Origin of the sequence: Dysgonomonas sp. UBA7630, from assembly GCF_002483985.1 — a bacterium.
GTDB lineage: Bacteria > Bacteroidota > Bacteroidia > Bacteroidales > Dysgonomonadaceae > Dysgonomonas.
In genome coordinates this window covers 47,584-60,425 of sequence record NZ_DLIY01000020.1, presented here as the reverse complement: position 1 = coordinate 60,425, position 12,842 = coordinate 47,584, and the positions used below count along the sequence as shown (strand labels likewise).

Genomic DNA, 12,842 nt, shown 5'->3' with positions numbered 1-12,842 from the left:
TTTTTCTTAAAGAAAACAAATATACGAAAGTAAAAATTAAACTTAGGGACAATTATTATCAAAATGAAATAGTCTTAAATACAAATACATGAACTCACAAAAAAAAGCTGTAAGATTAAGATCCTACAGCTTTTGAGATATTCCTATACATTGTTATTCTTCGAAGTCTTCTTTCATATTGTGGAAAACATTCTGAACATCATCATCGTCCTCAAATTTATCCAGTAACTTTTGGATCTGCTCCTGTTGCTCTTTTGTTAGTTCTTTCAGATCGTTCGGAATGCGTTCAAACTCGGCACTATGAATTTCATAGCCGTTTTCTTCAAGATATTTTTGTATTTCGGAGTAAGATTTGAATTCACCATAAAGGATAATATCATCTTCATCGTGTTCTAATTCATCCACACCATAATCGATCAATTCGAGCTCTAGGTCTTCTAACGAAACACCTTCTTTGGGTGCAATCTTAAATACACATTTATGGTCGAACAAAAACTCAAGGCTACCTGATGTACCAAGAGATCCGTTATGCTTATTGAAGTAGCTACGCACATTAGCGACCGTACGGGTAGGGTTGTCTGTCGCAGTTTCTACTACTATCGCAATACCAAAAGGTCCGTATCCTTCATATACCACCTCTTTATAATCAGCCTCATCTTTCGATGTAGCTTTTTTGATGGCACGTTCTACGTTCTCTTTAGGCATATTTTCTTTTTTTGCCTGCTGTACCAATACACGAAGACGAGGATTGGTATCCGGTTCGGGACCGCCTTCTTTCACAGCTATAGTAATTTGTCTTCCCAACTTAGTAAATACGCGGGCCATATTCCCCCAGCGTTTCAGCTTTGTCGCTTTGCGGTATTCAAACGCTCTTCCCATAAATATTTATATAATCGTTATTATCTTGTTTTTTGCTATGCAAAAGTATAAAAATTATCGAACAAACCTCCTAAATTTTACTGAATGAAGAATATTCATCCCAAAACTATATGGATATCATTTCTGAAGCGTATAACCGAGGTATAAAAAATTATCCCCTACCTACTCCTCTCCTTTTAGTATCGGTAATTTGATATGATATCTGGTAGCAAAAAATCGAATCACCACTACAAATACGGCTGTGGAAACTTCTATCACTAACAACTGGATATCGAAATAATAAAGAATGCTAAACAATATTCCACCCAGAATACAAGCAACCGCATATAGTTCCTGAGTAAATACTATGGGAACTTCATTGATAAGAATATCTCGTATTATCCCCCCTACTATACCGGTTATCGTAGCCATAGATACACATACCCATATAGGATAACCAAGCACCAAAGCTTTTTCGTATCCTACAACAACAAATAGCCCGAGGCCAATGCAGTCGAACCAAAAAATCGTATTATTGAGATGAACCAGATATTTACGAAAACCAAGAACTATGATAAAAGCAAAAAGCGTACACCATATATAACGGCTCGCCTGCATCCAAAATACGGGAACATCGAGAAGAAGATCACGAAGTGTTCCTCCTCCGGTAGCGGTCACAAAGCCAATGACAATAGCGCCAAACCAATCGAAACGCTTCGCCGAAGCCAAACGGATACCACTGATGGCAAATGCTATTGTACCCAATACTTCAATTATATCGACAACCTCTATGTTTGTCAAATCAGCAAAAAAGAACATGGTAGAAAGAATTATGTTGTGAATTGTGTCAGGTGGCAGTTTTACTAATAAAATCTACGTTGCCACTATATGAAAAAATATTTAATCTTCATCGTTTGCAATCATACCGCTACCTATGCACAGTTTAGAGTCGCTGTCGTACACCACACCAAACTGCCCGGAGGCAATACCTTGCACTTTATCATCAGAATATATACGGTATAAGTCTCCTATTTTTTCAATTCTACCTCTTGTAAATTCAGGAGTATGACGGATCTTAAAGGTTATATCCTTAGAGCCTTCAAAGTCGCCCCAAATATCTTCGGTGATAAAAGAAAAACCAGCCAGATTTACCACTTTCCCATATTGGGTCTCCGGGTCGTATCCGTTAGAAACATACACAATATTTCGTTTGGTATCTTTCTTGATTACAAACCAAGGTCCGCCACTCAATCCTAAGCCTTTGCGTTGCCCTATGGTATGATACCAATAACCATCATGCTTACCCAAGATTTTACCTGTTTCCAACTCTACAATCTTCCCTTTGCGCTCACCCAGATACCGGCGAATAAAATCATTATAATTGATCTTACCCAAAAAACAAATACCTTGGCTATCCTTACGTTGAGCCGATGGCAGTCCTGCCTGTGCAGCAATAGCCCTGACTTCGCTTTTAAGCAAGTTACCTATCGGAAACATGAGCTTAGAAACCTGTAGGTAATCTATTTGTCCAAGAAAATAAGTCTGATCTTTAACATGGTCCTTAGCTGTCGACAGCCACGTCTTGCCATTTATTTCTGTAGTTGTAGCATAGTGTCCTGTCGCTATTTTGTCAAACTCGTGTCCCCATTTTTGTTCGAAACATCCAAACTTGATCAGCTTGTTACACATCATGTCGGGATTGGGTGTAAGACCACGCTTCACCGCATCTATTGTGTAGCTCACTACATTTTCCCAATACTCTTCATGTAATGATACCACTTCCATCTTACAACCATATTTTTTAGCAATATATGTTGTAATTTCTATATCTTCTTCTGCGGGACAATCAATATAACCTTGTTCGTCCTCCATGCCTATTCGTATATAAAATATCGTAGGATCGTAGCCTTGTTCTTTAAGTTGATGTACAACCACAGAGCTATCTACGCCTCCCGATACCAACGCTGCAATTTTCATTCTTTGAAAGGATAATTAATGCGAGATAAAATAATCTGCAAAATTAGTAAAAATAGTTGTAAGTTTAGAGTTATCTATTATAAGTTATTCAGCAATGAGATTCTTATATATCACCTATTAATCAAAGACTTCAAGAGGCCCAAGGTGAGCCCTGCTCCAATGCGAACATAGAATTGACCTCTGCCATTAAACGTATTATAGTCATAACCTGCCGAAACATAACACATGTAAGCGTCAAAATACAGATTAGGAGATAAGACGATACCATTACCACGTCCGAAGCCAAAATTATAACCTGCATCAAACTTAACGGCGGCTGTAAATGGTGAATAGTTGTTAGTAATAACAAAGAATGAAGCAGGCTTTATATTTAAACCTGAAACCGATGACGAAGCAGGAGAAATATAATCTGTACCTCCGCCTATTCCGAATATAAAGGGTGCGGATTTATCATTCAACACAAACTGAGGAATATAGCTATTTACTGAAAGCTGTAATCTATCTTTTTGTGCAAACTGAGCGCCAACACCTAGATATTGAGCGAACGCCATGAGAGGCATCAGCATAAAAAAGACAAAAAAGACTTTCCTCATTATACTATATTTACAGATACTAAAAATATGATTATTATCCGAATATTACCATATTTCGGTTTTCACAAAGGACTTGATAGAGCCCATACCAAAACAAAATCCGGCACGGACAAAGAACTGCTGTTCGTTTCCTGTTACGTTAAAGTCATACCCCGCTTTTGCAAAAAAGAATTTATAATCTATATATACATTGGGCGTGATCACAATTCCGTCCTTACCATGCCTGAAGTTAAACAAATAACCCGCATCGCATCCCACTAGAATAGTTACCTTATTTTTATTGAATAACGATTCGCTGATAAAACTAGTAAGCTGTATAGGTTTCAGGTTTAGTCCTGCAACAGGTGAGCTCCCTCCCGTGTAATCGATACCACTGGATATAAAAGAATTGAAAGGATTCTTTTTATGCCATACCGGATAAGAGGCGTTGGCTGCAAACTGGAAGTCATTTCCTTTTCCATTGGCATCGGCATACTGAACACCCACTCCTAAAAATTGAGCAGAACAGGCCAAAGGCAAAAGTATAAATAGTAATATGATTCTTACTTTCTTCATCACATTCAAATAATATTAATCTACAAATTTACTCTTTATTTTCAACTAGAATTCTTTTTCGACCACATTGGTTCTCAACGATTTCACAAAATCCGTCACAATCAGCATTATTATACCTAAATATAAGAGAGATACAGCTTTCCATGGGATAAGATTAAAAAAAGATAATACTTTCAAAGGATTAACATTATTATCTCCAAGAAATACGCCAAAACAATTAAGCGTTCTTATATAAGAATAAAATGAAACGAAAAGTATCCCTACAGCCAAGTATGCTTTTCTCGGGTAAAGACATATATATGCAACAGCTATTAAATCACCGAGATACATATAACGTTCACGCATTCCAGGTAGGACAAAAGGGCAAATGATGCAACTTAAGAAGATAAGCTTTACCCATGATTCCATTGTGAATATGTATTTTTTCTGCATAAGTATAAAACCCATTGATAAAACAAATATTGCAGTAAAAAGCATACCATATATCTTATCCATTGGGATGAAGTTCTCTATCCATATATAAATATTCGGAAAAAATGAGACTAATGCATTATCAAAATTAGACTGCATCTGATATACTAATATCAAATCCGCTAATGGACGCCCCATAATCCATGCCGGCAATAAAGAAAAGACATACACAGTGGGAATAATAAAGAAGTAATACCATTTAATTCCACCTCTTATCATATAGATAAAGAAAAATGGCAAAAGGACACTAGCCTGAGCCTTAAAGGCGAATGCTATCCCAAGAAATATCATTGACATAATATTTTTTCGTTTCAACAGGAAGAATACACTTCCTATTGCAAAAGAAGAATAAATAGAGTCGCACTGAGACCAAAGTGCTCCATTTAGTATAACTGTAGGCAACAAAGTGGCAAGGGTAAACGATATCCATCTGGCCGTATTATTTTTACTTACCAGATAAACCAAAGCTGAAATAAAATAAGCGGCTAAAAAATCGAATAGTAATGAAACTACCTTTATACTATAAAGTGAATAAACATCAATTTTAGCAAGTAATATAAGTATGTAAATATAACTCGGCGTATAGTTATAAAAAGAATCTTTTAATGAATAAGCATAACCATTATTCCTGATATATTCGACCCACTCATTCAAAAAGAATTTATAGTCACAGTATATATAGTCAAAAAAGAATAGTCTCACAACTACCCCTAATACTATCAACAATAAACATGTTATTTTTACTTTACCAGTCTTCTTAAATATATCCAAATCCATACTAATATTTTAATTAATATTTTGTGTTGCTTTGTCTATATCCGCTTTCGATTTACTTGCTGTTACCAAATACACGCCCATAAAAATAAGGATACCAGCAATCAGTTTATCTATTGTAAATCTATCCATTCCCACCGATATTGCGATAAAAGAAGCGATGAGAGGTTGTAAATTATTATACATCGCTATCGTGGTCGGCCTTATTCGCCGTTGAGCCAATGGAATCATCATATAAGTGAAAAATGTAGCACCCACGAGTGTAAACCCGACAAGCAGATAGGGCAATATATCCTTTTGAGTAAATAAAGGAGCCTCTGTTATTTCTTTATAAAAAATTGGTGACAAGATAATTGCGGAATAAAGGAACATCCACTTCATCAATGTTATAGGCGAATACTTTGTTGACAACGGGCGTGTTATAACCAGATAGAAGGCATACGAAAAAGAAGCACTCGCCACCGACAAGTTTCCGATCATATCCGCTTCCTGTCCGGGATGCCCCAAATGGCTCGTATAGACCAAAAATATAGCGCCGGCAGCACCAACAACCACACCTCCTACTTTCTTTGCCGTTACAGGTTCCTTTAGTACAATGGCTGCTATAATCATAGCAAACAAGGGCCCTGCCGTAGTTATTATAGATGCATCGATAGTAGACGTACGGCTGAGACCATAAGCAAAAAGCCCCTGATTGAGTACCATACCGAAAAGCCCACCGACAAATAGAATCAGCATGTCTTTTTTCTCTATCTTTTCTTTTGGAGTGAATAAAGAAGTAAACCAAAAAGCAAGTGCTCCAAATAACATACGCATAAGTGTCATACCAAACGAAGAAAGGTATCCGTGAGAATATACATATTTGTTGACAGGGATATTGATTGCAAATACGCAAATCACAATGAACATTATAATGTTCCCCTCTTGTTTTGGTGTCAATCTCATTGTTTAATTACAAGTTAGATGTATATCTAAAAAATATTGATTAATTATCTTTTTCTGAATCATCAGAATGTGCCATTTTACTTATTTGCTTATCCTGTAATCTTGAAAAGAATATCAGCATGCAAATTGCTCCGATCATAGCACAAAACATATCCGACTGTGTATCCCATACATACCCTTGTGTGCCCAGAAAATCTTCGGCTCCGTCTCCCGACAAAACCGCAGTCCACCACTCTATCAGTTCGTAAAAGGCACTAATCGCTAAACAAATACAAATAACGAAGAATGGTATCCACCCTTTCTTCCGAACCACGTCCAAACGAATAAGCAGTTCACGGGCAACCATAGCAGGAATAAAGCCTTGAGCAAAATGCCCTACCTTATCGTAATTGTTTCTGTCTTGGTCAAAAATCTCTTTTACCCAATCGAACAGCGGTACACGGGCATAAGAATAATGAGCTCCTACAAACAAAATAATAAGATGGATGAGAATAAAAATATAGGTCATATACGTAAAGCGAAATCGCTTGAAAGTAGTCATCAATACAACGACTGCCGCAAGACATATCCCGGCTTCCAAAAACCACAACCCGGCCTCATAAGGCTTATACCCCGACCAAACTGCTACCAGGGTAAAGATGATAAGAAAAACCCAATATTTTTTCTCCATAGGAAATGTGAAATAACTCTATTTGTATGTGTTATATGAAATCACCTCTTCGGTTGTTTTTCGTTTTTTGTCTCGTAAAGGTTGAGCCGGATAACCGATGACAATATCAAGTACTACTCTCTTGTTGTCAGGAATATTGAGTAATTTCTTCATTTTCGATTCGGCAAACCAACCCAATATACAACTTCCTAATCCTTCGGCTTCTGCTGCAAGGCAAATATGTGCGGTAGCTATACCTATATCCAGAAATGCAAAATGTTTGTCTTTTACAATACCACCAATACCCGAACTCAGGTTTACTTTTTCTTCCACTACTACGATATGAACAGGAGCCTGCTTTGTAAAATGATTCATCCCCAACAGACGCGCAGAGGCGGCATCTGCCACCTTGTTCTTCAATTCGGGCTCGTCTACTACTATAAAATGCCATGGCTGTGCATTGCATGCCGAAGGTGCTAAACGTCCGGCATCGAGTATGCGGGCTATGATGTCTCTATCTACTGTACGTGTAGTATCAAAAGCTCGTGTACTTTGGCGATGCTTTACCAGTTCGTAGAATTCTTCCTTGTTCATTTATCAAAGTTGAGTGATGTGGCTGATGTATTTACCTATAATATCAAATTCGAGATTAACTACACTACCTACTTTAAATTGATGAAAGTTTGTATGCTCGTAAGTATAAGGAATAATAGCAACCTCAAATGTATTATTTGTAGGATCAACCACAGTAAGACTGACACCGTTAACAGTAACAGAACCTTTATCAACAGTAAGATATCCTTTTTTTGCCATTTCTCGGTCAAATTCATATTCAAACTTAAAGTACCAGCTACCATCTGCTTCACGTATTTCAACACATTTTGCTGTCTGATCTACATGTCCCTGTACAATATGGCCATCGAGGCGTCCGTTCATCAGCATACTGCGTTCCAGATTTACTTTATCTCCTACCGTCAGCAGTCCAAGATTTGAGCGCTCCAATGTTTCCTTTATAGCTGTTACGGTATATGTATCTCNNATGCGCCACACTCTGGTCTATCTTCAATTCGTGAGTAAATGAACATTTCATTGTAAGGTGCAGGTTTTCGGCTTCTTTACGTAACGATACTACTGTTGCTGCTTCTTCTACTATTCCTGAAAACATGATTTATTTCCTTTAATTTATTATATAATTTTTTCGCGGTATAAAGTTACGTATTTATTTAGAGTCTATTTATAGATTTCTACTTTTTGTCATCTTTCGGTATTCTTCTCAATACAAGATTCGAATTAGGAAGATTTCGTTATTTTTGTGTTTGTGAGAAAAATCAACCAATTTTATTTATATCATTTAATAGCATGAAAGAAGCACTAAAAAACATTGGTAACAAGTTTGCGTTTGAGGGAGTAGTAAAAGAAATTCGCCCTATGGGAGAGGGACTTATCAACGATACTTTCTTTGTAGAAACAGAAGGAAACAGTCCAAATTATATTCTCCAACGCAAGAATAAAAATATATTCAAAGACATTCCATCCATGATGGAAAATGTCTATAAGGTAACCATACACCTAAAGCATAAGATAAAAGAACAGGGTGGCGACCCGCTTCGTGAAGCACTTACCGTTACACCAACAACCGATGGGAAGCTATATTACAAAGACGAAGAAAATGAATATTGGGCAGCTTGCTTATTTATAGAAGATACGATAACATATCAATTTGCCGATTCGCCCGAGTTGGCAGCACAGGGAGGGAAAGGTATTGGAAAATTTCAAGCTATGCTGGCTGATATGAAAGAGCCTCTCGCGGATATACTACCCGGATTTCATAATATGCGCATACGTTTCAGCCAGTGGGATGATGTGTTGGCTAAAGATCCGGTAGGCAGAAAATCGCAGGTACAGCAGGAAATAGATTGGATAGAGAGCCGCAGAAAAGAGATGTTGCACTTCTGGACAAAAGCAGAGACAGGGGAACTACCGATGCGTGTGACTCACAACGACACTAAAATAAGCAATATCTTGTTCGACAAACAAGAGAATGTACTCTCTGTAATTGATCTCGATACGGTGCTTAACAGCATCTGCCTCAATGATTATGGTGACGCTATTCGTTCTTATGCAAATGCAGGTAAAGAAGATGATGAAAATCTCGACAATGTGTATCTTAAAATGGATATTTTTGAAGGTTACACCAAAGGCTACCTCTCCGAGACAAAAGTATTTCTTACTCCAACCGAAATAGAGAACCTTGCTTTCTCCGCGAAATATATCACATTCGAACAAGCACTTCGTTTTCTGATGGATTACATAGACGGAGACAATTATTATAAGGTTAAATATGACACGCATAATTTAGTACGTACCCGTGCGCAATACAAATTACTGGAATCAATAGACAAGAATTACAATCAGATGCTGGCAATTATAGATAAATTGGCAAAATAACAAAAAACAAGTTTACCCCGCATAGAGAAAATCTTAGAATTGTCTTTTTTCTGCAAGAGATAACATGCATTTAATCTATTAGTTCTATCTTTGTGCTCTAATTTTTCAATCTGATCCCAAAATGAACAAAGTACTTTATATTATTCTTCTTTTATTTATAACTCCCTTTTACGCAAAAGCCCAAGACTATGAAAAAAACTGCTATTACGGCATAACATTCGAAGTTAGCAGAAACCAAAACTGGGGTTATGGTGAATTGGTTATTACGGGAGTAGAGCCCAACTCTCCTGCCGAAAAATCAGGAATAAAAATCGATGATATAATAATGGAGATCAATGGGCAGGCCACATATCTGAGAGACAATCAGACCATCGCAAACTGGCTGTTTGACAACAAATATGATCCCGAAGTAAAATTTACAATTCGCAATATGAATACTTATTTCAAGGAGTATCCGCTTATGCGTAAATGTATTGCGACTAATTCGGTAAGTGAAAAACAATTGTCTGAGGTATACTCTTTTTACAGCCTTGAAAACACAAATCATCAGATATTTACGCTACCGCTACATGTACAGACAAACTCTGATGTAGATTTCACAGATTATCACACGTACGACTTTTATGATGCAGGAAAAAATGTTCCGGCTATAGACAAGCAGATTACAACCTTATTAGAAAAAGAATTACAGTCGAAAGGTCTGGTTAGAGATACTTCCGATCCGGATATAGTAGTACAGGCATATTACAGCTACTCGCCCAACAACAGATACACCGGGTTGAATAACCCCAATTATAACCCTGCATCATTACGATACGACTGCGACAAAAAACAATTGGTACTTCTACCTATATTTGATTCCAATGATCCTAAAGTAGGTTCTTCGGCTCAATACGTAGTGGAATATGGATTCAGCTTCTATGATCGTAAATACATAGATAATTCTAAGCTAACTCAAATATGGGATTGTAATATCAAAGATTATCTTTCTGCTCAGTATTCGCTCGAAGACTATGTGAAGCTTCATACACCTTTGATGCTCAAACAGTTTCCATATACTCAAAACAAAAGAGAAGCTAATTATATTGTAGAAACAAACAAATATAATTATACAGGGATTTATTATGATGCAGATGATCTGGGACATATCAAAGATGTAGATTTTAATTCCCCTGCTTATATTGCCGGTATACGTCCGGGTTATATTATAGAAAAGGTAAACAACAGAAAGTTTGAACGCAACAAAGATGTCCTGTCTGCCGGATATCGTTATTTTATAGATGATACAATGGTATTCAGAGATCAAACTACTCGCTTTACCAACTCGGAAGGTTTTTCCGACTGTATGTTCTGGAGCGCAGGATACTATAATGACATTGCGAAAGAATTTACAAAACCCGATTATTTTACGCAATTTTCTTATCTGTATGGCTTCGAAAAATACATCAATAACAAATCGGATAATAAAATCACAATCGAAGCTTGGGATGGAATACAAAGACGTATTTTTCAAATCGTTCCTGAAATAAGACATTCTGTAACAATCAGAACTTTGTAAGAATGTAATAGATAAGAAACAAGCAATAAAAGCTATTTCTTTGTAAACGAAGAGTGAGACTGTCTTTAGTCTAAATTATAATATAATTTTATTCCTAAAGGTTGGTATGCTTTGATTATCAGCCAATAATTTGTACCTTTGTGCCCGCATTTGGGTAATGAGATATTATCCTATATCGTATATAATCTGTAATTGAATAATAATGATAACAGTTTCTAATCTAGGGATTCAGTTTGGAAAAAGAGTACTTTTCCAAGACGTGAATCTTAAATTTACAAGTGGCAATTGCTATGGTATAATCGGCGCTAATGGCGCAGGGAAATCTACACTTCTCAAAATACTTAGTGGCGAAAAAGATGCTACAACCGGAACATTTTCTTTAGGACCGGGCGAGCGCCTCTCTGTATTGTCTCAAGATCACTTTGCGTTTGATGATCAAACGGTAATGAACACCGTTCTGCAAGGGCACAGTACGCTATGGAATATTATGCAAGAAAAAGATACTCTGTATGCCAAAGAAGATTTTTCGGATGCAGATGGTATCAGAGCTTCAGAACTTGAAGAACGATTTGCCGAACTTGAGGGATGGAATGCAGAGAATGACGCAGCAATGCTACTTAGCGGACTTGGCGTAAGCGAGGATTTGCACTATCAGATGATGGGCGATATGAGCGGTAAGCAAAAAGTGCGTATTTTGCTAGCACGTGCCTTGTTTGGCAATCCTGACAACCTGCTTCTCGATGAGCCTACCAACGACCTTGATATTGAAACTGTGATGTGGTTGGAAAATTATCTGGCCAATGCAGAGAATACAATATTGATTGTATCGCACGACCGTCACTTCTTAGACTCTGTATGTACACATACTGTGGATATAGACTTTGGTAAAGTAACTATGTTTGCGGGTAACTATAGCTTCTGGTACGAATCGAGCCAATTAGCTTTGCGTCAGCAACAGCAACAGAATAAAAAAGCTGAAGAAAAGAAAAAAGAACTGGAAGAATTTATTCGTCGATTCAGTGCCAATGTAGCCAAGTCGAAGCAAACTACCAGCCGTAAGAAGATGCTTGAGAAGCTTAATATTGAAGAAATTAAGCCATCGTCTCGCAAATACCCGGGAATCATCTTCACTCCCGATCGTGAGCCCGGAAATAAGATATTGGAAGTAAACGGGCTGAGCAAATCGATAGAAGGGAAAGTATTATTCAACAATGTCAGCTTCAACATAGAAAAAGAAGATAAAGTTATATTCCTTTCGAAAGATCCGCGCGCGATGACTGCATTCTTTGAGATAATAAATGAGTACGCTAAGCCTGATGCTGGAACATTCAGCTGGGGACAAACTATTACGAACGCTTATCTACCATTGGATAACAGTGATTATTTTAAAGAAGATCTGAATCTGATTGACTGGCTATCACAATTCTCTGATGACACAAGTGAGATCTATATAAAAGGATTTTTAGGCAGAATGTTATTTTCGGGTGAAGAAGTACTAAAAAACACAAAAGTACTCTCAGGGGGCGAAAAGATGCGCTGTATGATAGCACGGATGATGCTAAAGAGCGCAAACTGCCTTGTTCTCGACTCACCCACCAACCATTTGGATTTGGAATCGATACAGGCTTTCAATAATACACTCATTCAGTTCAAAGGGAATGTATTGATGGCGTCGCACGACCACGAATTTATACAAACTGTCTGTAATCGTGTAATAGAATTGACACCGAACGGAATTATCGACAAGATCATGGATTATGATGATTATATCACTTCGGAGGATATAAAATCATTACGAAACAAGATGTACAAATAATTAATATATATCTAAAAGCGATAATTCAGGACGGATTATCGCTTTTTATCTTTATATACAACCTTAAAAAAGGACAACAAACACGCAAAAACTATCATTTTTCCATTTCATTAACACCTTCGTGTATTTTTAACATAACTACTATCGTTAATATCAAATATTTGCCTATATTTGTATTGGCTACAGATGTGTAGCTAA

Annotated in this window: 12 protein-coding genes and 1 pseudogene; 3 read left to right on the top strand and 10 right to left on the bottom strand. The window is 37.1% G+C overall.

Going from position 1 to position 12,842, the window contains the following annotated elements:
• Nucleotides 1-153: 153 nt before the first annotated feature.
• The 10 genes and pseudogenes from B3P17_RS08700 to B3P17_RS08655 all read right to left on the bottom strand — a co-directional run bounded on the left by B3P17_RS08700 (nt 154) and on the right by B3P17_RS08655 (nt 7,987).
• Nucleotides 154-879, bottom strand: a complete 726-nt coding sequence (locus tag B3P17_RS08700; protein ID WP_135104935.1) for a YebC/PmpR family DNA-binding transcriptional regulator — start codon at nt 877-879, stop codon at nt 154-156.
• Nucleotides 880-1,041: 162 nt separating this feature from the next.
• Entirely contained in the window at nt 1,042-1,677 is a 636-nt protein-coding gene (locus B3P17_RS08695) for a trimeric intracellular cation channel family protein (RefSeq protein WP_252636918.1), read from the bottom strand.
• 81 nt (nt 1,678-1,758) lie between these two features.
• Nucleotides 1,759-2,835: a tRNA 2-thiouridine(34) synthase MnmA gene (gene mnmA / locus B3P17_RS08690; protein ID WP_252636920.1), complete on the bottom strand. Its 1,077-nt coding sequence runs from the start codon at nt 2,833-2,835 to the stop codon at nt 1,759-1,761.
• Nucleotides 2,836-2,945: 110 nt separating this feature from the next.
• The gene (locus B3P17_RS08685) at nt 2,946-3,428 is read right to left on the bottom strand and encodes a hypothetical protein (RefSeq protein WP_252636922.1); all 483 of its coding nucleotides are present in this window, start codon (nt 3,426-3,428) and stop codon (nt 2,946-2,948) included.
• Nucleotides 3,429-3,473: 45 nt separating this feature from the next.
• Nucleotides 3,474-3,983, bottom strand: a complete 510-nt coding sequence (locus tag B3P17_RS08680) for a hypothetical protein (RefSeq protein WP_252636923.1) — start codon at nt 3,981-3,983, stop codon at nt 3,474-3,476.
• Nucleotides 3,984-4,028: 45 nt separating this feature from the next.
• Nucleotides 4,029-5,231: a hypothetical protein gene (locus B3P17_RS08675; protein WP_252636925.1), complete on the bottom strand. Its 1,203-nt coding sequence runs from the start codon at nt 5,229-5,231 to the stop codon at nt 4,029-4,031.
• A gap of 9 nt (nt 5,232-5,240) precedes the next feature.
• Complete coding sequence (locus tag B3P17_RS08670; protein WP_252636927.1) at nt 5,241-6,173, bottom strand: DMT family transporter; 933 nt, start codon at nt 6,171-6,173, stop codon at nt 5,241-5,243.
• A 40-nt stretch (nt 6,174-6,213) separates the two neighbouring features.
• Nucleotides 6,214-6,843: a DUF2238 domain-containing protein gene (locus B3P17_RS08665; RefSeq protein ID WP_252636929.1), complete on the bottom strand. Its 630-nt coding sequence runs from the start codon at nt 6,841-6,843 to the stop codon at nt 6,214-6,216.
• Nucleotides 6,844-6,861: 18 nt separating this feature from the next.
• Complete coding sequence (locus tag B3P17_RS08660; protein WP_252636931.1) at nt 6,862-7,416, bottom strand: nitroreductase family protein; 555 nt, start codon at nt 7,414-7,416, stop codon at nt 6,862-6,864.
• A gap of 3 nt (nt 7,417-7,419) precedes the next feature.
• Nucleotides 7,420-7,987: pseudogene (locus B3P17_RS08655) on the bottom strand (riboflavin synthase).
• Nucleotides 7,988-8,181: 194 nt separating this feature from the next.
• Here B3P17_RS08655 and B3P17_RS08650 point away from each other — a divergent pair.
• From B3P17_RS08650 to B3P17_RS08640, 3 genes are all read left to right on the top strand, one after another.
• Nucleotides 8,182-9,270 (top strand): phosphotransferase enzyme family protein, encoded by a 1,089-nt coding sequence (locus B3P17_RS08650; RefSeq protein WP_291105105.1) that lies wholly within the window; start codon nt 8,182-8,184, stop codon nt 9,268-9,270.
• Nucleotides 9,271-9,391: 121 nt separating this feature from the next.
• Complete coding sequence (locus B3P17_RS08645; protein WP_252636936.1) at nt 9,392-10,828, top strand: PDZ domain-containing protein; 1,437 nt, start codon at nt 9,392-9,394, stop codon at nt 10,826-10,828.
• A gap of 202 nt (nt 10,829-11,030) precedes the next feature.
• Entirely contained in the window at nt 11,031-12,644 is a 1,614-nt protein-coding gene (locus tag B3P17_RS08640) for an ABC-F family ATP-binding cassette domain-containing protein (protein ID WP_252636938.1), read from the top strand.
• Nucleotides 12,645-12,842 lie beyond the last annotated feature (198 nt).

What these genes read in the sequence shown, in the direction of transcription:
- B3P17_RS08685 (WP_252636922.1), bottom strand. Translation starts at nt 3,428, where the DNA reads ATGAGGAAAGTCTTTTTTGTCTTTTTTATGCTGATGCCTCTCATGGCG.
- B3P17_RS08680 (WP_252636923.1), bottom strand. Translation starts at nt 3,983, where the DNA reads ATGAAGAAAGTAAGAATCATATTACTATTTATACTTTTGCCTTTGGCC.
- B3P17_RS08650 (WP_291105105.1), top strand. Translation starts at nt 8,182, where the DNA reads ATGAAAGAAGCACTAAAAAACATTGGTAACAAGTTTGCGTTTGAGGGA.
- B3P17_RS08640 (WP_252636938.1), top strand. Translation starts at nt 11,031, where the DNA reads ATGATAACAGTTTCTAATCTAGGGATTCAGTTTGGAAAAAGAGTACTT.
- B3P17_RS08645 (WP_252636936.1), top strand. Translation starts at nt 9,392, where the DNA reads ATGAACAAAGTACTTTATATTATTCTTCTTTTATTTATAACTCCCTTT.
- B3P17_RS08695 (WP_252636918.1), bottom strand. Translation starts at nt 1,677, where the DNA reads ATGTTCTTTTTTGCTGATTTGACAAACATAGAGGTTGTCGATATAATT.
- B3P17_RS08665 (WP_252636929.1), bottom strand. Translation starts at nt 6,843, where the DNA reads ATGGAGAAAAAATATTGGGTTTTTCTTATCATCTTTACCCTGGTAGCA.
- B3P17_RS08675 (WP_252636925.1), bottom strand. Translation starts at nt 5,231, where the DNA reads ATGGATTTGGATATATTTAAGAAGACTGGTAAAGTAAAAATAACATGT.
- B3P17_RS08700 (WP_135104935.1), bottom strand. Translation starts at nt 879, where the DNA reads ATGGGAAGAGCGTTTGAATACCGCAAAGCGACAAAGCTGAAACGCTGG.
- B3P17_RS08660 (WP_252636931.1), bottom strand. Translation starts at nt 7,416, where the DNA reads ATGAACAAGGAAGAATTCTACGAACTGGTAAAGCATCGCCAAAGTACA.
- mnmA (WP_252636920.1), bottom strand. Translation starts at nt 2,835, where the DNA reads ATGAAAATTGCAGCGTTGGTATCGGGAGGCGTAGATAGCTCTGTGGTT.
- B3P17_RS08670 (WP_252636927.1), bottom strand. Translation starts at nt 6,173, where the DNA reads ATGAGATTGACACCAAAACAAGAGGGGAACATTATAATGTTCATTGTG.